At 34.2% G+C, this 22236-nt stretch carries 23 protein-coding genes and 1 riboswitch; of the genes, 19 read left to right on the top strand and 4 right to left on the bottom strand.

Annotated elements, in window-relative coordinates:
• Positions 1-11: 11 nt before the first annotated feature.
• From SB773_RS15780 to cbpA, 9 genes are all read left to right on the top strand, one after another.
• Positions 12-1013, top strand: coding sequence for a putative 2-aminoethylphosphonate ABC transporter ATP-binding protein (locus SB773_RS15780; RefSeq protein WP_002086828.1), 1002 nt, complete (start codon positions 12-14; stop codon positions 1011-1013).
• Complete coding sequence (locus SB773_RS15785) at positions 1014-2771, top strand: putative 2-aminoethylphosphonate ABC transporter permease subunit (RefSeq protein ID WP_131929218.1); 1758 nt, start codon at positions 1014-1016, stop codon at positions 2769-2771.
• Positions 2772-2792: 21 nt separating this feature from the next.
• Complete coding sequence (phnX, locus tag SB773_RS15790; protein WP_044437885.1) at positions 2793-3587, top strand: phosphonoacetaldehyde hydrolase; 795 nt, start codon at positions 2793-2795, stop codon at positions 3585-3587.
• Positions 3588-3602: 15 nt separating this feature from the next.
• Positions 3603-4700, top strand: coding sequence for a 2-aminoethylphosphonate--pyruvate transaminase (gene phnW / locus SB773_RS15795; protein WP_044437887.1), 1098 nt, complete (start codon positions 3603-3605; stop codon positions 4698-4700).
• Complete coding sequence (locus SB773_RS15800; RefSeq protein WP_410590808.1) at positions 4697-5881, top strand: saccharopine dehydrogenase family protein; 1185 nt, start codon at positions 4697-4699, stop codon at positions 5879-5881. The genes phnW and SB773_RS15800 overlap by 4 nt, the downstream gene beginning before the upstream one ends.
• 40 nt (positions 5882-5921) lie before the next feature.
• The gene (locus SB773_RS15805) at positions 5922-6704 is read left to right on the top strand and encodes a DeoR/GlpR family DNA-binding transcription regulator (RefSeq protein ID WP_002030497.1); all 783 of its coding nucleotides are present in this window, start codon (positions 5922-5924) and stop codon (positions 6702-6704) included.
• Positions 6705-7142: 438 nt separating this feature from the next.
• On the top strand, positions 7143-9443 hold the full coding sequence (locus SB773_RS15810) for an NEAT domain-containing leucine-rich repeat protein (protein ID WP_410590810.1): 2301 nt from the start codon (positions 7143-7145) through the stop codon (positions 9441-9443).
• Between the two features lie 249 nt (positions 9444-9692).
• Positions 9693-10322, top strand: coding sequence for a class II aldolase/adducin family protein (locus SB773_RS15815; protein ID WP_002011549.1), 630 nt, complete (start codon positions 9693-9695; stop codon positions 10320-10322).
• A gap of 125 nt (positions 10323-10447) precedes the next feature.
• Entirely contained in the window at positions 10448-11071 is a 624-nt protein-coding gene (gene cbpA, locus SB773_RS15820; protein ID WP_410590813.1) for a cyclic di-AMP binding protein CbpA, read from the top strand.
• 67 nt (positions 11072-11138) lie between these two features.
• Here the strand turns inward: cbpA and SB773_RS15825 are convergent, their stop codons facing one another.
• Positions 11139-11909: a divergent polysaccharide deacetylase family protein gene (locus SB773_RS15825; RefSeq protein WP_131246159.1), complete on the bottom strand. Its 771-nt coding sequence runs from the start codon at positions 11907-11909 to the stop codon at positions 11139-11141.
• A 488-nt stretch (positions 11910-12397) separates the two neighbouring features.
• On the opposite strand from SB773_RS15825, the gene SB773_RS15830 reads away from it, so the two are divergent.
• Positions 12398-12679, top strand: a complete 282-nt coding sequence (locus tag SB773_RS15830) for an aspartyl-phosphate phosphatase Spo0E family protein (protein WP_002011543.1) — start codon at positions 12398-12400, stop codon at positions 12677-12679.
• Between the two features lie 29 nt (positions 12680-12708).
• Here SB773_RS15830 and SB773_RS15835 read toward each other — a convergent pair whose 3' ends face one another.
• A complete protein-coding gene (locus SB773_RS15835) occupies positions 12709-14205 on the bottom strand; it encodes a DUF3149 domain-containing protein (protein WP_410590816.1) in 1497 nt (498 codons plus the stop codon).
• Between the two features lie 194 nt (positions 14206-14399).
• Here SB773_RS15835 and SB773_RS15840 point away from each other — a divergent pair, with 194 nt between their 5' ends.
• From SB773_RS15840 to SB773_RS15855, 4 genes are all read left to right on the top strand, one after another.
• Positions 14400-14846, top strand: a complete 447-nt coding sequence (locus tag SB773_RS15840; RefSeq protein ID WP_002011538.1) for a MarR family winged helix-turn-helix transcriptional regulator — start codon at positions 14400-14402, stop codon at positions 14844-14846.
• A 160-nt stretch (positions 14847-15006) separates the two neighbouring features.
• Positions 15007-16701 carry a M3 family oligoendopeptidase gene (locus SB773_RS15845; protein WP_002011536.1) on the top strand — a complete coding sequence of 565 codons (1695 nt, stop codon included), beginning with the start codon at positions 15007-15009 and terminating at the stop codon, positions 16699-16701.
• 138 nt (positions 16702-16839) lie between these two features.
• Positions 16840-17373, top strand: coding sequence for a DinB family protein (locus SB773_RS15850; RefSeq protein WP_002030551.1), 534 nt, complete (start codon positions 16840-16842; stop codon positions 17371-17373).
• A 105-nt stretch (positions 17374-17478) separates the two neighbouring features.
• The gene (locus tag SB773_RS15855; RefSeq protein ID WP_000038354.1) at positions 17479-17595 is read left to right on the top strand and encodes a DUF6254 family protein; all 117 of its coding nucleotides are present in this window, start codon (positions 17479-17481) and stop codon (positions 17593-17595) included.
• A gap of 9 nt (positions 17596-17604) precedes the next feature.
• On the opposite strand, the gene SB773_RS15860 is transcribed toward SB773_RS15855, so the two are convergent.
• Positions 17605-18813 carry an ATP-binding protein gene (locus SB773_RS15860; RefSeq protein WP_044437898.1) on the bottom strand — a complete coding sequence of 403 codons (1209 nt, stop codon included), beginning with the start codon at positions 18811-18813 and terminating at the stop codon, positions 17605-17607.
• A 208-nt stretch (positions 18814-19021) separates the two neighbouring features.
• A riboswitch (PreQ1 riboswitch) is annotated at positions 19022-19065 on the top strand.
• A gap of 93 nt (positions 19066-19158) precedes the next feature.
• Here SB773_RS15860 and queC point away from each other — a divergent pair.
• Genes queC through queF form a run of 4 tightly spaced genes read left to right on the top strand, consistent with a single transcriptional unit; the run spans position 19159 to position 21537 of the window.
• Positions 19159-19821, top strand: a complete 663-nt coding sequence (queC, locus tag SB773_RS15865) for a 7-cyano-7-deazaguanine synthase QueC (RefSeq protein WP_002086813.1) — start codon at positions 19159-19161, stop codon at positions 19819-19821.
• On the top strand, positions 19821-20312 hold the full coding sequence (gene queD / locus SB773_RS15870; protein WP_002011526.1) for a 6-carboxytetrahydropterin synthase QueD: 492 nt from the start codon (positions 19821-19823) through the stop codon (positions 20310-20312). Before queC ends, queD begins: the two co-directional genes overlap by 1 nt.
• Positions 20305-21021 carry a 7-carboxy-7-deazaguanine synthase QueE gene (queE, locus tag SB773_RS15875; RefSeq protein WP_002086811.1) on the top strand — a complete coding sequence of 239 codons (717 nt, stop codon included), beginning with the start codon at positions 20305-20307 and terminating at the stop codon, positions 21019-21021. The genes queD and queE overlap by 8 nt, the downstream gene beginning before the upstream one ends.
• A gap of 18 nt (positions 21022-21039) precedes the next feature.
• A complete protein-coding gene (gene queF / locus SB773_RS15880) occupies positions 21040-21537 on the top strand; it encodes a preQ(1) synthase (RefSeq protein ID WP_002140938.1) in 498 nt (165 codons plus the stop codon).
• 50 nt (positions 21538-21587) lie between these two features.
• Here the strand turns inward: queF and SB773_RS15885 are convergent, their stop codons facing one another.
• The gene (locus tag SB773_RS15885) at positions 21588-21773 is read right to left on the bottom strand and encodes a YkvS family protein (RefSeq protein ID WP_002064385.1); all 186 of its coding nucleotides are present in this window, start codon (positions 21771-21773) and stop codon (positions 21588-21590) included.
• 253 nt (positions 21774-22026) lie between these two features.
• Here SB773_RS15885 and SB773_RS15890 point away from each other — a divergent pair, with 253 nt between their 5' ends.
• Positions 22027-22185 carry a hypothetical protein gene (locus SB773_RS15890; protein ID WP_002086806.1) on the top strand — a complete coding sequence of 53 codons (159 nt, stop codon included), beginning with the start codon at positions 22027-22029 and terminating at the stop codon, positions 22183-22185.
• Positions 22186-22236: the final 51 nt, after the last annotated feature.

A 22236-nucleotide genomic window follows, 5' to 3' on the forward strand; every position in this document is an offset into this window, starting at 1 on the left:
GAGAGAGAAAAATGAGCGAATATTTATCAATTCAACACATCCAAAAACAGTTTGATGCATTTACAGCGTTAAAGGATATTTCTTTTACTGTGAAAAAAAATGAGTTTGTTTGTTTATTAGGCCCAAGTGGTTGTGGGAAAACGACATTGCTCCGAATTTTAGCGGGGCTAGAAGAGGCAACAACAGGTAGTATTGCTGTGAATGGAAAAGATATTACAGCATTACCACCTGGAAAGAGGAACTTCGGAATGGTTTTTCAATCGTATGCATTATTTCCGAATTTAACTGCACTTGAAAACATTGAATACGGCTTAAAAACAAAAAAATATGGAAAAGCAGAAGTAAAAGAAAAAGCGCTATCGGCGTTAGAACTTGTTGATTTGCTGAATGTAAAAGATAAATATCCTGCTCAAATGTCTGGTGGACAACAGCAGCGAGTAGCACTTGCACGTGCGCTCGCTCTGTCTCCCGATATTTTGTTACTTGATGAGCCGTTATCTGCTTTAGATGCAAAAGTGCGTGAAAAGTTGCGCAGAGAAATGCGTGATTTGCAAGAAAAAGTGGGAGTAACAACTATTATGGTAACGCATGATCAAGAAGAGGCATTAACGATGGCTGATAAAATTGTTGTAATGAATCATGCGGAAATTATGCAGATTGGAACACCAGAGGAGATTTATCAAAGACCAGCCAATCCGTTTGTGGCAGATTTTATTGGTTCTATTAATTTCTTTTCGAAAAATAACGAAGAACATGCGATTCGTCCTGAACATGTAACAGTTGTACAAAATAATGGTATTAAAACAGTTGTAGAAAGCATGGAATTTCGCGGTTCTGTATACCGGACGGAAGTGCGGGTCATAGAAGAGAAAACACACCTTTATAATGAGAAAATTGTAGTGGATATATTGGCATCAGAAGTAGAGGAAACTGCTATTAGAAAAGGAAAACCAATTCAAATCTCTTTCTCAGAAAATCATATGTTGTCATATGGAAAGAAGGTCATTGTATAGATGGAGATGTTAGAAAACTTTAAGGCAGAAAGTACAAAAAAAAAGATTAAGAGACGTATCGGTAAAGAAGAGTGGATACAAAGACTATTAATTATTGGTATGCTTCTTTCATTTTTTATCATGCTTGTATTGCCTTTATTACAACTGTTTACACAAGCCTTTTATGATAAAGATGGAGCTTTTGTTGGTGTTGCGAATTTCAGTAAATATTTCACAACACCAACGCTAGTTCAATCACTACAAAATACGATATGGATTTCGGGCGCTACAACAATTATTTCAGTTACACTCGCTTTCGCTTACGCATATGCGATCGCTCGTACAAATGTTTTTGGAAAGCGCGTATTTCAATACATAGCATTATTACCATTATTCGCACCAACGATGATGCACGGTATTGCGCTTACATATTTATTTGGTAATCAAGGGTTAATAACAAAAGGGATGTTTGGTTTATTTGAAGGAATACAAATACCGTTATACGGACCAGTAGGAATTGTAATGGCTGAAGTTATGTATACATTTCCGCAAGCATTCCTTATTTTATTAATTGCTCTCCAAGGTTCTGATTATCGTTTATATGAAGCTTCTAATATGTTGGGTGCAAGTAAAGTGAAACAGTTTTTTACGGTTACTTTACCTAGTGTGAAATACGGATTAATTAGTGCGATGTTCGTTGTATTTACACTTAGTTTCACTGATTTTGGGGCACCTAAAATTGTTGGAGGACAATATAACGTACTTGCTACTGACGTATATAAGCAAGTAATTGGACAGCAAAATATGTCCATGGGCGCAACTGTCGGAATGATTTTATTGATCCCAGCTATTTTCGCATTTGCAGTTGATCGTATTACGCAAAGAAAACAGGCGAATCTCTTATCTTCAAAAGCAGTACCTTACAGAATAATAAATAATAAGAAAAGAGATGTTATTTCATTCGTATATTGTAGCGTAGTCACGTTTATGATCATTCTTTTATTTGTGGCAGTTGGTATTGCTGCAAGTGTGAAAGTATGGCCATATAATATGAGTTTTACACTTGAGCATTTTAATTTTTCAAGTTTGACAGGAGACGGAATTGAAGCATTTAAAAATAGTGTAATTGTCTCAGCTATTACGGCAGTTATCGGGGCGATTTTAACATTTGTGTTCGCTTATGCGATTGAAAAAATAGAACAGTTACAGTTTTTCAGAAAAGTAGGCTACTTTTTCTCTATTGTACCGTTAGCGATTCCTGGATTAGTACTTGGATTAGGATATGTCTTTTTCTTTAGTCAACCAACAATTCAAATTCTAGGACTTTCAGTAACAAATCCGTTTCATTCCTTATATGGCACAATTGCTGTTTTAGTATTAGTAAATATCATTCATTTTTACTCTGTAACGTTTGTTACCGCAACGACTGCTTTAAAGAAACTAGACCGAGAGTTTGAACTTGTTTCACAGTCGATGAGCGTACCGTTTTATAAAACTTTCTTTCGAGTAACAGTACCGATGTGTTTACCAGCTATTTTAGAAATGGTTATGTACTATTTCGTAAATTCAATGGTGACTGTATCGGCAGTAGTGTTCTTATATGCGGCTGATTTTAAACTAGCTGCTGTATCAATTGTAAATATGGACGATGCAGGAAATGTAGCACCAGCAGCTGCAATGAGTGTACTTATTGTTGTTACAAATATTGTAGTGAGGGTTGTATATGAATGGGGAACGAAAGCACTTCGTAACCGAACGTCACAATGGCAAAAAAGATAAGTAAGAAGGGTGATGGATAGAATGAAAATTGAAGCAGTTATTTTTGATTGGGCAGGTACGACAGTTGATTACGGATGTTTTGCACCATTAGAAGTATTCATGAAGATTTTTCATAAACGCGGTGTTGAAATTACAGCAGAAGAAGCTCGCAAACCAATGGGGTTATTGAAGATTGATCATGTTAGGGTATTAACGGAAATGCCCCGTATTTCGAATGAGTGGAAGCGTGTCTTCGGACAATTACCAACAGAAGAAGATATTCATGAGATGTATGAAGAGTTTGAAGAAATTCTCTTTGCTATTTTACCGTACTATGCCACGCCAATTGATGGGGTAAAAGAAGTGGTTTCCTCACTACGTGAAAGAGGTATTAAAATTGGATCAACAACTGGTTATACGAGAGAAATGATGGACATTGTTGCAAAAGAAGCAGAAATACAAGGGTATAAACCTGATTTTCTTGTGACGCCAAATGATGTTCCAGCAGGTCGTCCATATCCGTGGATGTGTTATAAAAATGCGATGGAACTCTGTGTATACCCAATGAATCATATGATAAAAATTGGAGACACCGTGTCAGATATGAAAGAGGGCAGAAATGCTGGAATGTGGACAGTTGGTGTAATCCTCGGTAGTAGTGAGCTCGGTTTAACGGAAGAGGAAGTTGAGAATATGGATCCGTTAGAGCTTCGTGAAAAAATAGAAGTAGTTCGTAATCGTTTCATTGAAAATGGGGCTCATTTTACAATTGAAACGATGCAGGAGCTCGAAAACGTAATTGAACATATCGAGAAACAAGAACTTATTATTTCATAAAGGGGGCACACGATCATGAATGAAAATCACTATTTATTATTAACACCAGGACCATTAACGACAACAAAAACTGTAAAAGAAGTTATGTTATACGATTGGTGTACGTGGGATGTTGAATATAACACGATGGTGCAAGATGTAAGAAATAGGCTTGTATCGTTAGCGACAAAGGAAGAAGAAAAGTACACAACAGTTTTAATGCAAGGAAGCGGTACGTTTTCGGTTGAAGCAGTGATTGGTTCTGTTATTCCTAGAAACGGAAAGCTGCTAGTTTGTACAAATGGTGCGTATGGTAAGCGGATTGTACAAATGGCAGAGATGTTACATATAGATGTGGTGGTCAGTCAAACAGAAGAGTGGGAGCCTACTAATATTGCAGAAGTAGAACAGTTATTACAACAAGATAAAGAGATTACGCATATTGTAGTTGTTCATTGTGAAACAACTACAGGTATTATTAATCCAATTGTAGACGTATGTAAATTGGGAAAACAATATGGAAAAGTTACACTGGTTGACGCAATGAGTAGTTTCGGTGGTATTGAAATAGATATCGCTGAGTTGCAAATTGACTTTCTAATTAGTAGTGCGAATAAATGTATTCAAGGTGTTCCCGGATTCGGTTTTGTCATCGCAAATCGTGATGAACTATTGAAATGTAAAGGGCAAGCTCGTTCTTTATCATTAGATTTATATGATCAGTGGGAAACGATGGAAGAGCAAAATGGGAAATGGCGCTTTACTTCACCTACACATGTTGTACATGCTTTTTATCAGGCATTGCTTGAATTAGAAGAAGAAGGCGGGGTAAGAGCCCGTTACAATCGATATTATAGCAATCAAAAACTACTAGTGCACAAAATGAAAGAAATAGGCTTTAAGCCATTATTAGATGAAAAATATCAATCTCCTATTATTACATCTTTCATTTATCCAGAAGCAGGATTTGAATTTTTGCAGCTATATAATGAATTAAAGCGATATGGATTTGTTATTTATCCAGGTAAAATTTCGAAAGTAGATACGTTCCGCATTGGAAATATCGGTGATGTACATGAAGACGATATTAATCGCTTAGTTGATAGTATTGCTAAAGGGGTTGTTATAGGGTGAAAGTATTTTGCTTAGGTGGAGCAGGTAAAATTTGTCGTGAAGCAATTTTAGATTTAGTTCAATTTTCATCTTTTGAGACGATTACGGTAGCCGATTTTAATGAAGAGGAAGGCCGAAAAGTAGTAGAGTGGTTAAATGATCCTCGTGTTGATTTTGTGAAAGTCGATGTGACAAATCATGAGGATACGGTCGCAAAAATGAAGGGCTATAACATTGTAATGGATGGTACGACGATAAAGTTAAATGGATTGTCTACTCGCTGTATCGCAGATGCCGGTTGTCACGGTGTGAACTTAAATGGATTTGGTGAAGAAAATGAATTCCACTCTAAATTTGTTCAACATGGAACAACATGTTTACCTGGGTTTGGTATGACACCAGGTGTAACGCAAATGATGGCCATGTATGCAGCAAATCAGTTAGATACTGTAGAGTCAGTTCGAGTAAGTCATGGCTCGTATCGTCCAATTGCTTTTTCTGCATCAATTACAGAGACAACGACATATGAATATGATCCACATTTGCCGACGCGTACAGTTTATGAGGAAGGTGAATTTAAGCAAGTACCTCCGTTTGCGCGCCCGAGAGAAATTGAATTACCAGCACCTTACGGAAAAACAATGCAGTATATAATCCCGCATTCAGAAACGATTACGTTAGCGAAGGCACTGGAAGATAAAGGTGTACAGCTTATTGAAACAAGAGGAACTTGGCCAGAGCAAAATATGCAGCTCGTTCGTGCTTTATATGATTATGGTATATTGCGTAATGATCAAATTGAAATAAACGGTAAAGAAATTGGTATTATGGATTGTATTTCGAAGTATCTATTAAAATCGAAAGAAGGACAAGCAACAGAGCTTTATGGTTATGCACTTCATGTAGAAGTAGTAGGTATGAAAAATAATCAAGAACAAAGGCATGTGTTATACCATACGCATCCGCTATCTGACGGTTCTGTAGTAGGTTGGGAGAAATTAAGGGCCTATACAAGAAATGTTGGTATCCCATTTGGAATCGCTACAGAGTTAATTGCAAAAGGAGTAGTTAATAAAGTCGGTGTTATTACTCCTGAAGAATCTTTCGAAAATCCACAAATTATTTTTGACGAACTAGAAAAGCGCGGTATTTATATTCATGAAGAGATTTTCACTGAAAAAGAAAATTATAACTTTGTATAAGTAAGACAGTTTATGAGGTAGATATAAATGGGGTGAGGCTATGTCTGTAGTAGGTGAAGAGAGAAAGAGGACAATTCTTGAGAAGGTAGAGTTTAAAGGAAAAGTAAAAGTTTCAGAATTAGCGAGAGAGTTCGCAGTATCAACAGAGACGATTCGTCGGTATTTAGAAGAATTAGATCGTGAAAAAAAATTGAAGAAAGTGTACGGTGGAGCCGTTCAACTTCCGGGAGCTGGGATAGAGGCACCGATGTTAGAACGAGAGATGCTGCATATAGAAGAGAAGAAAAGAATTGGGTATAAAGCAGCAACGTTTGTGGAAGATGGAGATGTTATTGCGATTGATGATGGAAGTACACCACTTCAAATGGTGCCATATCTTGTTCATCGTAAAAATTTAACGATTGTAACAAGTTCATTTCCAGTAGCAACACAATTAATTTCTTCTATTAATAAAAAGATGTTTCACGGTGAAGTTTTATTTATAGGCGGGAAAGTATCTCCAAAACATTCACGTGTGTCGGGGTCTATTTCACAGCAAGTAATTCATCAATTTCATTTTCATAAAGCATTCGTTTCGATTGATGGGTTGTTGCAAGGTTTTGGGGTTTCTAGCTTTGAATTAGAAAAGGCGAAACTGTCAGAAGCGATGATGAAATTAGCTGAGAAAACGTATATTTTATGCGATCATACAAAGGTAGGCGTCAAAGGGAACTACCGAATAGCAGGATTTTCTCGTATTCAACATATTATTTGTGATAAGAAAATGCCCTATAGTTTTGAAGAAGAAGTCAAAAAGCATAATATTCAATGGACAGTTTGCTAAATGAATTGAATACGTTTAGACTCCCACCTAATTTTTAGGTGGGAGTTTTACTATCAGCAAGTAAAAAAATAAAAGCTTTGTATTTATGCAAAAAGTGGACACATTTTCTCATCTCGTTCATATAATTTACCAATACAAAAAAAGTTGGTCGAAGGAAAGAAGGGAAAGTATGTCGGAACGGATATATAATAAACTTGTATTGTATGCAAACATTTTGCAAAAAATTGGTGTTATTAATGAAAAAGAAAAAAGTGAAATCCTTCATACGATAGGCAAAAAAGCCCTTTGAGTAAAGGGTTTTTTATTTTTTATCTATGGAAATATAAACTTAATGTAATATTCTTATTGACAATGATAATGAGATTCATTATCATTTATTATGTTAGTAATTGATAGTAATTATCAATTGAAATATATATAAGATAAGGGGATATTATTTTGAAAAAAAGTTATATTAAAGCTCTAGTAGTAGCAACAACATTAGCTATTCCATTTGCTGCGTATTCTACTCCAGCGTTAGCAGCAATAAAAATTGAAGCAAACCAGTCGGTAGCAGCAGCCAGTGATCGCACGTATGATACTGAGATTAAAATATATAAGGATCAAAAAGATGAGCCATCTATGGTTTCTCAGTACATAAAAAATCCTAAAGTAGCAATTGAAGATGGGAAAAAAATCGTTACTGTAACAATACAAGATAGCGATTATTTTCAATATCTTAGAATAGAAGATAGAAATCAACCTGGTGTATTTCATGATGTGAAAGTTCTGTCAGAAGATAAAAGAAAAAATGGAACGAAAGTAGTCCAATTTGAAATTGGCGAATTTGAGCAGAAGCACAATATGCAAATGCATATATTTATTCCGGCTATTGGATATGATCACAAATATCAAGTTCAATTTGAAATTAAAGATCCAACTGTAGGTGAAAAAGAAACAGAGAAACCAGATGATAACTCTAATTCAGGCAATACGGAAACAGATAATCCAGTTGATAATCAAAATATGATAACAGATAACAAATTAAGAGAACTTGTTAATAAAAAAGTATTTAATAGAAAAGATTTAAATACACCAATTACGAAAGAAGAGTTATTACAAGTAAAGGACTTGTTTTTAAACACGAATGAGATTCTGGATTATAGTGCATTAAAATATATGCCAAATTTAAAATCTTTAACAGTTGCGAATGCGAAGATAACAGATCCGTCGTTCTTTGCGAATTTAAAGCAATTAAATCATTTAGCTTTGCGAGGTAATGAATTTTCAGATGTAACACCACTTGTTAAGATGGAAAATTTAGAATCTCTTGATTTGAGTAATAATAAAATTACAAACGTTGCACCACTAATTGAAATGAAAAATGTAAAAAGTTTATATCTATCAGGCAACCAAATAGAAGATGTAACAGCATTAGCGAAAATGGAACAACTAGATTACTTGAATTTAGCAAATAATAAAATTACGGATGTTGCTCCATTAAGCGCATTGAAAAATGTAACATACTTAACTTTAGCAGGTAATCAAATTGAAGATATTAAACCGTTATATTCATTACCTTTAAAGGACTTAGTATTAACGCGTAATAAGGTTAAAGATTTATCGGGTATTGATCAAATGAATCAATTAAATAAATTATTTATCGGTAAAAATCAAATTGAAGATGTGACACCACTTGCTAAAATGAATCAGCTTACAGAATTAGATTTACCTAATAATGAGTTAAAGGATATTACTCCATTATCAAATCTAGTAAACTTACAAAAACTTGATTTAGAAGCAAATTATATTTCAGACTTATCGCCAGTTAGTAAGTTGAATAAGTTAGTATATTTAAGTTTTGTTGCAAATGAAATCCGCGATGTTAGACCAGTAATAGAACTAAGTAAGAAAGCTTATATTAATGTCCAAAACCAAAAAGTCTTTTTAGAGGATACAGAAGTAAATAAAGAAGTAAAAGTACCTATATACGAAAAAGACGGCGAGGTATCTACAAAAATCCGTCTGAAGAGTGATGGTGGTACGTATAGTAATGGTGTAGTGAAATGGAGTACACCAGGTGAGAAAGTATATGAATTTGGTGTGAAAGATCCATTTGCGGATACAGGAATCTTCTTTACAGGATCTGTAATTCAAAATGTAGTAGAAAGTAAAGGGGACAACAATTCTAAAGAAGACAATACTTCTAAAGAAGATGAGAAAGTAGAGGTAGTAGAATTTAAAGATGTACCAAAAGGACATTGGTCAGAAGAAGCAATTCATTATTTAGCGAAAGAAAATATTTTCAAGGGATATGGAAATGGACAATTTGGATTTGGGGATAATATTACTCGTGGACAAGTTGCATCTTTAGTACAAAGGTACTTGAAATTAGAAAGTAAAGTAGAGCAGAAAGAGATGTTTACTGATATGAAAGGGCATATGTTTGAGCAAGATATTGCTACAGTTGCACAAGCTGGAATTATGCAAGGAGATGGTACAGGTAAGTTTCGTCCAGAAGGAGTATTAACTAGGTACGAGATGTCAGTAGTATTACAAAAAGTATTTCAGTTAAATGAAACTGAAAATAATTTGGAGAACTTTACAGACGTACCAACAGGTCATTGGGCAGAAGGATATGTGAAAGCATTAGTGGATAATAATATATCAAAAGGTGACGGGAATGGGAACTTTTTAGGGGATGATTTCGTAACACGTGAGCAATATGCGCAATTTCTGTATAAGGCAATAAAAAAATAATAAATGAGAAAAATACGTTATTCTTTAATAAGAAGAATAACGTATTTTTTATATGTACAAAATCAAGTGCTAAATAGACAGGAGTGTTTACATGTGATAGGCCTATTTTTCCGATAGGTGCTGAAACCATATTGACAAAAAGGCATTCTCGTGTGATAATTCAATTAAATTTTTAGAATAATCAAAAAACATTCCTTTTATATAGAAAGGATTTGAATATTATATTAATATTACGCCGGGGGTGACGAAATGTTATTTTTTCTGAAAAAATGGAACGAATTAAAAGATGTGAAAGCAGAATTGGCACTTCGCGATTGGTTTTATGGTACGAAAATTAGTTTATCGATGTGTACGTCAAAAGAGCCATTAACATTTTTAGTGAATGTAGAGGGAAGAGATAAAGGGGTATTTTCTGAAGAAGATTTTATTGTCGTAAATTGCATGTGTGAGCCAGTATTTGAAAACGAAGAAAAACCAGCTATAGAGTCATTTATGCATGCGGATATTTATAAAAAAAGTAGTGCAGAATGCATTTTACAAGTCCAGACTGTAGATAGTCATTTAATGTCAGAGCTATATGGGAAAGAAGGAGAAGTAACATTCGAAAAACGTAGTGTGGAACGTGTTTTTGGAAAAGACGGTATTACAGAAATGACAATTCCAATTGTAGAAGATGAAAAGAAATTCGCTAATTTATTAGAAAATAATGTTCCGAATTTTATTGAAGGTGGAGGAGTAGTCCTTGTTCATAATTACGGAATGATTGTGTGGGGGAAAACTCCAGAAGAAGCGAAAAAATGGTTGGAAGGTATAGAGTATTTAATGAACTATCACGTAAAGCTTTTAATGATAAAAGGGGCAAAAAGTTCTGTTATATAAAGATGTATTCACAGAGATTACCATCCCTTAAAAATGAAAGCGTTTTAAAAAGAGATTTTACTCATAAAATATAGGTCTCCTTATTATATATAGATTACATGTTGACATGTAAGGAGGAACATATTTTGCGAGTTAAATATCATTTTCTGCCAAAACAGCAGGTGACATTTTGCAAAACGAATGATTCTGGTGAAAAGGCGTTACAAATTATGAATGAAACGGGATTTCGCACAATTCCTGTATTAGCAGAAAATGAGAAGGAATTCACGGGGATTATTTATAAAGTAGATCTTTTAGAAAAGAAGTGTAATAGCAGATTAGAGGATGTAAGTACAGAAGATGTACTGGAAAGTCCAAATTCGTTTATTTTTGAAAAGGATTCTTTTTTTAGAGCTTTTTACGTTATTCGTCGTCTCCCGTTTTTAGCGGTTTTAAATGAGTATAATGAATTTGTCGGCATTTTAACACATTCTAATGTATTTGATGTCATTGAGGATTCGTTCGGTATGCGGACGGGTGGTTATATATTAACAATTGCAACACAAGATTGTAAGGGAACAATTAAAGAGCTTGGGACATTATTAAAAGCATATAATATCGGTGGACTGTTTACGCTTGATAACGGTGATCAATATATTCGCCGTGTTATCGTAAATATATCGGATGAGTTAAATGAAAAAAAATTAAAGCAATTAATTGAAAAGATAGAGAAAAAGGGATTCAGGGTGAGTCATGTAGATTATATTTAAGTTGAAAAGGAAAGGTACCTATCTGCTATGTGTAGATAGGTATCTTTTTTAGTGCGAGAAATGAATTTTATTTTGAAACAGAAGGTGGAGATAATGCTAAATCAGATAAAAAAATAAAGTCTGCATGCTCACGAATTTTAGGAATAGAAGTTTCGATAATACGTGATGTAATTTCACCTGGAGCCCCAACGTGTCCGATAGCTACCATAATGGGTTTGTCTTGGATTTTTTTTATGAGTAATTGTGCTTGTTTTGAAATGTGACTTACCGTATATACATCATCAAAAAATAATTGGTTTTCAATAATAGGAACGCCTAATTCTTTACCGATTTTTGGGACAACACTATTAGGGTTTGTTTTACTATCTAAATAAAATAAACCGTGCTTTTTACAGGCAGAAAGTATAAGACGTACAATCCTTTCATCAGCGGTTACTTTTGATCCCATATGATTGTTCATTCCTATTGCATGAGGTATTTCTTGAATTGCTTGTTCGAGTCGTTTGTTTATTTCTTCATCGCTTAAATCTGTTGTAATCGCTTTTGGTCCAAGCCACTCTTTTTTTCCTCTAATTGGTTCCATTGGCATATGTATAATAACTTCATGCCCTTTTTTATGGGCAGCTATTGCATCTTGTTTAGTAGAAGGAAGAAATGGCATAACAGCAACAGTGAGTGGAATAGGAAGTGATAACATCTTATCTGTGCCTTTCATATTATTGCCGAAATCATCGATGACAATAGCAACTTTATTCGTATGAGCGTTTGCTTGAATAGGAAAGAGGAAGAATGGTATGAACAGGGTGAAGATAAGAACTGTAATAGTATATTTGCGCATATAAATATTTCCTTTCTATTTTATCCCGCTATTTGCGGGCAGTAAGACTCCCACCTCAAAATTTGGCTGGAGTAAAGAAGTTAGGTGGAAAATCCACTGCCCGTAAACGCCCGATTGGTGAAAGCTAATAATTAGTGGGGATGGACAAAACCCCCACTGATTAAAGTTCACTTTATCAATCATCATTATGTTTTGCGTTTTTACATAAATTAAACAAAAAATGTCGAAGAAAAGTACATTGAAAATAGAGAATCCACTGTTTACTGAGTATTTACAAAAAAGAAGATGAAAAAAATGTCTATTATTGCGAATGTATTTACAAAGATAGAATAATTTGTAATAATTCTCAAAGTGAGGGTAAAGATTTGTAAATTACAGGGGAAAAATGTTAAATTTTCTGATTCTTCAATTTTAAATAAAATTAAGTGTTTAAAGGGCTAAAGTAGAAGAGGCGTTGAGAGTATAGAAGAAAAATAAGGGGGATATGGATGTTTACTGTAAAAAGGAAGTACACATTAGAAAAGCTTTCGCATGATATTCATATGAAACGTGAAGAAATGATTCATTTAGGATTAACAAGTGGGTTAAATAGTATGGAGACAATTCAAGTTAGTCAAGAATTGGACAAGCTTATCGTACAGTATCAGCGTTACAAAGAAAAACAAACACCGAAATGGTTTTCAATTATAAAGGTTCCTATTTTTCAAATTGGGTATGAAGGGAAATCAAACAATTTTTGGAGAATGTTTGTAGCTGGTTTTATGAAATAAGTATAATTACCCTTTTAGGATAAGGATAATTATACTATGTGTAATGGAATCTCTATATGAACTGTCGTTCCTTTGTTTTCTTTACTATCAATAAAAATATGCCCATTGTACATCTCTACAATTCGTTTACATATAACAAGCCCAAGACCTGTTCCAGTATCTTTATTAGTAAAGAACGGATGAAAGAGGTGTTTTTGAATATGTTTAGGAATCCCTTTTCCAGTATCAATAATTTGCAAGTGTGCGTGTTTTTCGTTGTTTGTTACTACAATGGTTAATGTATCACCAGAAGCCATGGCTTCAATTGCATTTTTTGTAATGTTTAAAACCACTTGTTTCATATGGTCTTTTGAGCAACGTATATGAACAGGGTGGTCTGGCAAATGTAAATGAAATACAATGTTATGTAGATTCGCTTCAGATTGGATAATTAATGCTACCTCATTAAGAATCGTTCTTACATCATATGTTTGTTCAATGATGGCAGTTGATTTTCCAAGAATAAGAAATTCGCTTACAATTTCATTAATCCGCTCTATTTCTTGTTCGATTACAGAAAAGTAGAACTGATCCTGTTCATCTTTATATTTCTCTTTTAACAGAGCAACGAGTCCTTTAATTCCAGTAAGAGGGTTACGGATTTCATGAGCTGTACTAGCTGCAAAAGTTCCAACCAATTCAATTTTTTGTAGTTCATTTTGTTGTCTTTCTAGTTTTGTTTGACGTTTTAATAACATATATTGAGCAAGTAAAAATAAAATAGACATTAAAAATAAAGTAGCTATACACTCTATTGAAACTAACTGGTATAAAGTTTGTTGATGAATAGGTAACGGAGAAACAGAGACTTTCCAATTTAATCTTTGGAGTGGGGTAGTAAGCATGTTAGAATGCCCATCGCTTGTTTCGTTATTATCATCGGTTAGAAAAACTACATCATGTTTATCAGTCACTTCGAAATGATATTGTGGTTTAATAGCATTTAAAGAGGCTGAAATGTAGTCAAAGCGTAAACTTGCTAATAATAAGCCTGAGAGTTCCTTTTGTCTATTAAATATTGGAGACGCAATCATAATAGCTTGATGTCCAAGAACGCGATCTGTAATAACTGATGATACAGTTGTTTTCTTAGATTGCAATGCATCTTGGATGTATTGGCGGTCAGAAACGTCAATAGGCGGCGAATCGCCTTGGGATGCGAGTGTAATCATCCCATCTGTCGTAGCGTAATATAGACCGGAAAAACGTTCATCATTTCCATCGGTATCATGTACAATCTGTTTAATCCCATTGATGTTTCCAGTTTCGGTCCCTACGACTTTTGCGAGCATTTCTAAGGCAGATATAGCTTCACCAAGGTGATGGTCTAAATAGTCTCTATATAAAAAGAGAACAGTGTGAGCAGATAGTTTGTTTGCCTGTTTCATTTGATAAGTGTGATATGAAAAAAATGTGGCACCAATCCCTATCGTTGGCAGTATAACAAGCAGTATGTAAAAAACTATGCTTTGTAATTTGACTTTCAAATTTGGTACTCCTTCTTTTTTTATTATCATTATATATAAACTATGTTAAAATTGTCATGTTTTTATTCAAGAATCATTTGCATTACATCAGGGAAAGGAAAAGGAATGAGTGAATATTCATTCGGAAGTTGTAATGAGGTGCTACGTTGCTTTTCTTTTTGTTGCGGAGAATTTAAGTGAAGGGTTGAAATGGTATGACATCAAATAATGAGCGAGAAGACATTTCTCAATCTTTAAAAGTATTTATTGCATTATCCCGTGTACATCGTTCTGTTATGGATACTACAAATAAATCCATACAAAGTAACGGATTAAATCCAACTGAGTTTGCTGTATTAGAATTACTATATCATAAAGGAGGCCAACCACTTCAGCAAATCGGTGAGCGTATTTTAATAGCTAGTGGCAGCATTACATACGTTGTAGATAAGCTAGAGAAAAAAGGGCTTGTAAAACGAATTCCATGTCCAAATGACAGGCGTGTTATTTATGCACAATTAACGGAGTCTGGAGAGAGCTTTATTGCTTCTATTTTTCCAGGTCATGAGCAAGTTATATATCAGTCTTTTGAAATGTTAACGAAGGATGAGAAGGATGAATTACTCGAGCTATTGAAAAAAATTGGAAAGTATGAAAAATGATGATATGTTCCAAAGGAGCTTTGGATAAAGAAATCCAAGGCTTTTTTGTGTGCATGTAGTTATGACATCATCTACCGCATTTTGCTGAAGAATAAGAGGAGATTTGTAAGTAAGAATTGAATTATAATAATGATGCATATAATGGAGAGGGGGCTCGTTCATGTCATTTAAAGACTATGAATATAAACGGCCAAATATTGAAGAATTAAAAGGGAAATTTACTGTTGCTTTAGAGAAGTTTGATAACGCAAAAACTGTAGAAGAACAAAAACAAGTTATCAATTCAATTAACGAAATTCGTAATGACTTTGGTACAATGGGGAACCTTTGTTACATTCGTCATTCTGTTGATACGACAGATGCCTTTTATAAGGATGAGCAGGATTTCTTTGATGAATTCTCTCCAGTTGTACAAGGGTATGGTACAAAGTATTATAATGCGTTAATTCATTCTCCATTCCGCGAAGAATTAGAAGCGTATTATGGAAAGCAATTATTTGCTCTAGCTGAATGTGATTTAAAAACATATTCAGATGAAGTAGTGAAAGATTTACAATTAGAGAATAAATTGTCTTCACAATATACACAGTTATTAGCATCTGCAAAGATTGACTTTGCAGGAGAAGAAAGAACGTTATCGCAACTTATTCCGTTTATGCAAGGAAAAGAAAGAAGTGAACGTAAAGCAGCAAGTGAAGCATACTACGGATTTTTAGCTGAGAACGAGGAAGAGTTAGATCGTATTTATGATGAGCTTGTTAAAGTGAGAACGAAAATCGCAAAAACACTTGGTTTTAAAAACTTTGTTGAATTAGGATATGCAAGAATGTATCGTACAGATTATAATGCTGAAATGGTAGCGAACTATCGTCAGCAAGTATTAGATTATATCGTTCCAGTTGCAACCGAGTTAAGAAATAGACAAAAAGCACGCATTGGTGTAGAAAAGCTCGCTTATTATGATGAAAACTTTGAGTTTGCTACAGGTAATCCAACTCCAAAAGGCGATGCCGATTGGATTATTAATCACGGGAAAACGATGTATAAAGAATTATCAGCTGAAACAGATGAGTTTTTTAATTTCATGCTCGATAATGATTTATTAGATTTAGTTGCGAAAAAAGGAAAAGCTGGCGGTGGATATTGTACATATATCGAGAATTATAAAGCGCCATTCATCTTCTCAAACTTTAATGGAACGTCTGGGGACATTGATGTATTAACACATGAAGCTGGCCATGCTTTCCAAGTATATGAAAGTCGTAAGTATGAAATTCCAGAATATAATTGGCCAACATATGAAGCATGTGAAATCCATTCAATGAGTATGGAATTCTTTACATGGCCATGGATGAAGTTATTCTTTGAAGAAGATGCGGATAAATATTATTTCTCACACTTAAGTTCAGCACTTCTATTTTTACCGTACGGTGTATCTGTAGATGAATATCAACATTATGTATATGAAAATCCAGAAGCATCGCCAGCAGAACGTAAGTCAGCATGGCGTAACATAGAGAAGAAGTATTTACCACATCGTGATTATGAAGATAATGATTATTTAGAGCGTGGTGGTTTCTGGCAACGTCAAGGTCATATTTATAGCTCACCTTTCTATTATATTGACTACACGTTAGCTCAAATTTGTGCACTGCAATTTTGGAAACGTGCAAGAGATAATAGACAAGAGGCTTGGGAAGATTATGTGAATCTTTGTCAACAAGGTGGAAGTAAATCATTCTTAGAATTAGTAGAAGTTGCAAATTTAACATCACCATTCGCTGAAGGGTGTGTAAAAAGTGTAATTACAGAAATTGAAGCGTGGTTACGTGCTGTCGATGACACAAAATTGTAAAAAAACATGCACTTTTTTCCTATGTTTAACATCGACATAATAGAAAAATGATGAGATAATAAAAGAAAATTCAGAATTATTTCAGGGGTGTTTCTAATGGGGAGCGCCCCTTTTCACCAACAAAAGGGGGAAAGCACTATGCTTCAATCTAATATGGATGTTAGTTTAGAAACTTTAGTCCACTCATTACAGTCTACACGAAGCACGCTGTTATCAGAAATTGAAATGTTAAATGATACGGAGGTGAATGTAAAGCCACGCCGTGATAAATGGAGTATTATTCAAATTTTGCATCATTTGCATTTAGTTGAACAGTCTGTCACATCTGCCCTTGTATATGCTTTGCAAAAAAAAGAAAGAAAACTTGCTCCATTTAAAGACCTCCAACTTACGCTTGATCGCACACATAAAAGGGAAGCTCCTCAACAAATGAAACCAACAGAAACATTAATGAAAAAACTGCAAGGAATTCAATTACTAGAACATTCACGACAAGAATTATTACATGCCCTTCATAGTGTAATAGATGAAAAAGAATTATTTGAAAATGGATTAAAACATCCTATTTTTAATGATTTGAATTTATATCAATGGGTTCAATTTCTAGATTTACACGAACAAAGACATCTTACACAGCTAAAAGAAGCGAAACATGCAATTTTACAGCGTTAAAATGAAAGAAGTGGGGAACCGCTTCTTTTCTTTTTTACTCATGCATAGTTTTCTTTCTCATTTTGGAATACTACATGGAGAAAAGAAAAGAAGGAGTTGAAAAACATGTCAAAGAAAAAGAGAGAAGAAGAGCGCGCCTGGAAAGCTCGGAAAGAAAATCAAAAGCCGCATGGGAAAGTGAAAGCTTTTGCAGAATTAGTTGAAGGAACAGAAAAAACGTGATGAAGTTCATCACGTTTTTTGTATGAGTGGGAAAGTTAATAAGAAAGTTGTACCTGTCCCTTTTTCGCTTATAATATCAATCTTTCCATCCATTGCTTGAATGACGCTGAAGACGACCATCATTCCGAGTCCGGTACCTTTTTCTTTCGTTGAGTAGAAAGGTGATCCAAGGCGTTTTATTTGTTCTTGATCCATACCAACTCCTGTATCTTTTATATATAATTGTATATGTTTATGGTCTGGAACTAATGTAAGAATAAGGTCGCCACCTGTAGGCATAGCCTCAATACAATTTTTAAAAATATTTAATAAACATTGGTTCAGTTTTTGCTTTTCGCCAGCGATAAAGAAAGATGTACTTTGTTTTATATAATTTATACGAACATTTGCTAAATTGGCGAGAGGTGTGATCAAAGACAACGCATGAAGTAATTCTTCCTCTACTTGTAATTGTTGTTCTTTTTCAATACTCGGTTTTGCAAAAGTTAAGTAGTCTGTAAGAACGTGATTTGCTTGTTCGATACCATTAATGGCTATGTCGATATATAATTTTCGTTCTTTCTCAGAACATGTATCTGACTGTAAAAGTTGTAAAAAACCTTTTGTTGCAGTTAAAGGATTACGAATTTCATGAGAGATAGAAGCTGCCATTTCGCCGATTAAATGAAATTTCTCAGCGTTCATAAGTTCATTTTGGAGACGAACTTGCATTTGTAATATGTGTAGTAAATATAAAATAAGGATCGTGCCAATCATCGTACATAGTTCGTACACAATGATATGTGGTATATAATCTGCCTCATTTGTAACACTTGCAAGGAAAAATGGTATCCAACTAAATCCATAAGTAAGACTGTAAAAAATAGCAAGTGTTATTTTTATATGATTAGAACTTCGATTAAAAAATTTGTATGTTAATAGTAGAACAATAAATAGGAGAATAGAAGCGATAAAGGATGGAAACGCACCTATTCCTCCCAATAAAAAGCGATAAATGTTTAATACAGCTAAAATAGAACCACCAGCAATAGGCCCTCCCGTTAACGTGCCGACAATTAATACGATATGTCGCATGTCGAACTGAAAACCATTATTTGTTTTTGCTGCGAAAGTGATACATAGTATGGTAGCGAGGCAACACAATACAATAAATATGGCTGAATTTAATTTAGGAGATCGTTTCCCTTTCTGATTCCAAAATAAATGATATACGAGCATTGTAACGAGAATAGATAATATATTTAAAAAGAGGTAAATAATAAAGAGTTCCAGTGGGATGCCTCCTCTCTTCTAACATTAAATTAATCATACTATAAAATGAAATAAATGAAATGCGAAATAGCGGAAAAAATCAGAAATTTTTTCTGGTAGTATACAATATGTTACAATAATCTTTGTCAATGAAAGAAGAAATTCCGTGCACTGCATGGGAGAGGTTCGCGAACTCCCTCTATAAAAAACTATGGAAACAACAATATCATTAGGTATTGTTTTGTTTTTTTATTGTGACAGTTCAAGAACGTTCTTTCTTCTTATTCGTAGTAGAGAAGGAGAATGAGTGAAATGAAAAAAGAAAAAGCAGTTGTTGTTTTTAGTGGTGGACAAGATAGTACAACATGTTTATTTTGGGCGATACAGCAGTTTGAAGAAGTGGAAGCTGTAACATTTAACTACAATCAACGTCATAAATTGGAAATTGATTGTGCAGCGGAAATTGCGAAAGAGCTAGGAATTAAACATACGATACTAGATATGAGCCTATTAAATCAACTTGCTCCAAATGCGTTAACGAGAACGGATATGGAGATTACACATGAAGAAGGTGAATTGCCATCAACATTTGTAGATGGACGAAATTTACTATTTTTATCATTTGCGGCTGTATTAGCAAAACAAGTTGGAGCACGTCATATTGTAACGGGTGTATGTGAAACTGATTTCAGTGGTTATCCAGATTGTCGTGACGTGTTTGTGAAATCATTAAACGTTACATTAAATTTATCTATGGATTATCCGTTTGTTATTCATACACCACTTATGTGGATTGATAAAGCAGAGACATGGAAATTATCTGATGAACTTGGAGCATTTGAGTTTGTTAGAGAAAAAACATTAACATGTTATAACGGAATCATTGGTGATGGTTGCGGTGAATGTCCAGCATGTCAACTTCGTAAAGCGGGATTAGATACGTATCTACAAGAACGCGAAGGAGCGAGCAACTAATGGATAACTTTTTTGGATTTCGCATCGTAGAAAATTTGCAAAAAATGGACAAGGATATTCAGCGTGAACAACTCAAATATCATAATAAAAGAGTAATGGTCAGCAAGGAATTTACATTTGACGCAGCGCACCATTTACACTGTTATGAAGGGAAATGTAAAAATTTACATGGACACACATATAAAGTCGTATTTGGAATTAGCGGATATGTAAATGAAATAGGCCTTGCAATTGACTTTGGAGATATAAAAGAGATTTGGAAAAATGAAATAGAAATTTATTTAGATCATCGTTATTTAAACGAAACATTGCCAGAAATGAATACGACTGCTGAAAATATGGTCGTTTGGATTTATGAAAAGATGGCAGAAGCATTAACGAAAGATAATCGTGCGAACGAATATAAGGGAGCTCGTGTTGAATTTGTTCGTCTTTTTGAGACGCCGACTAGTTATGCGGAAGTAAGACGGGAGTGGATGCTCGATGAGTAAAATCCCCGTCTTAGAAATATTTGGTCCAACCATTCAAGGAGAAGGGATGGTTGTAGGACAAAAGACAATGTTTATCCGTACAGCGGGCTGTGATTATAGCTGTGCTTGGTGTGATTCTGCTTTTACATGGGATGGATCGGCCAAAGATCAAATTAAACAAATGACACCGGAAGACATTTGGAATGAGCTTGTAGAAATTGGTGGAGAAAATTTTTCTCATGTTACGATTTCGGGTGGAAATCCTGTTTTGCTGAAAAATATGCAATTTCTTCTTTCTATATTAAAGGAGAATGGAATGCGAACAGCGGTAGAAACGCAAGGGAGTAAATGGCAAGATTGGTTGCTTCAAATTGATGAGGTAACGATTTCTCCAAAACCACCAAGTTCAACTATGAAAACAGATTTTCAGATGTTAGATTCTGTTATTCATAAACTAGCAGGGAAAGATTTTAGTTTAAAAGTAGTAGTATTCGATGATCAAGATTTTGAATATGCAGTTAAGATGCACGAGCGTTATCCGAATGTACCATTTTTCTTACAAGTAGGGAATGATGATACGAAAACAGTGGATGATGCGGTGCTTATAAAAAAACTATTAGAAAAATATGAGTGGCTTATTGAAAAAGCTGTGAATTGTAAAGAAATGAATGATGCGAAAGTACTGCCTCAGCTTCATGCGTTAGTATGGGGAAATAAACGAGGGGTATAATGAGAAGGGATGTTTAAAATGGCAGGAAGATTAGATGAAGATTTAAAAGATGTAACATTATTAGGAAATCAAAATACAAAATATGTATTTGAATATAGCCCGGAAATTTTAGAGGTATTTGATAATAACCATCCAAACCGTGATTACTTTGTAAAATTCAATTGTCCTGAATTTACAAGTTTATGTCCGAAAACAGGACAACCAGATTTTGCAACAATTTATATTAGCTACATTCCAGAACAAAGAATGGTAGAGAGTAAATCTTTAAAGCTATATTTATTTAGCTTCCGAAATCATGGTGACTTCCACGAAGATTGCATGAACGTTATTATGAATGATTTAATTAAATTAATGGATCCACGCTATATTGAGGTATGGGGGAAATTTACACCACGTGGTGGTATTTCAATCGATCCTTACTGTAACTACGGCCGCCCAGGAACTAAGTATGAGAAAATGGCAGACTACCGCATGATGAATCACGATTTATATCCAGAAAAGATCGATAATCGTTAATATAGAAAGAAAGGATCTGTATGATATACAGATCCTTTCTTTCTATTATATTATGCATGCTGATTAATGACAGTATAGTTTTTATGGCTTACAACTGTAAGAGGTTCCATATCTAGTTCTCTAAAATTCTCCATAATTGTTATATCAACAATAACGGAGTTTTGATTTACCTTTTGAACACGGCCTTGCATTCCACCTTTAAATTCAATGATATCTCCAGTTTCTGCGATCTGCATAAGCAACTCTCCTTGTTCCAGTTTTCCCAAAAAAAGAATAATTTGGGCTTTTTTATTTCTTCTTATTTTGAACTATATTTACTACTTTGTAAATGTTTCCAAAGTAAAAATTCGAAAAATATTCACTTTTTGTAAGGAAATATGTAAAAAATATTGTTTAGGAGAGGAATGATGAAAATGCATACATCTTTATACGGGAGTATAATAAAAGATACAATGACCTACTAAAGTGGGAGAAATTAGGGGCTGGAAAATGATGTTTGAAATTGTGGGGAGCTTTATAGCGATTTTATTATTTTTATTTTCATATATACAGTTGAAGAAAGTGCGTCATCATGAAACAACTACATATTTTGATGGACTGGATGGTGTGCACACTTCGATAACACATGATAGTGGTGGGGATATATAACTTTCTTTTTATGCATGGTATGATGGCAATAAGAAATAGTACGTAATATAG

It is taken from the genome of Bacillus sp. SIMBA_074, from assembly GCF_046534555.1.
GTDB lineage: Bacteria > Bacillota > Bacilli > Bacillales > Bacillaceae_G > Bacillus_A > Bacillus_A mycoides.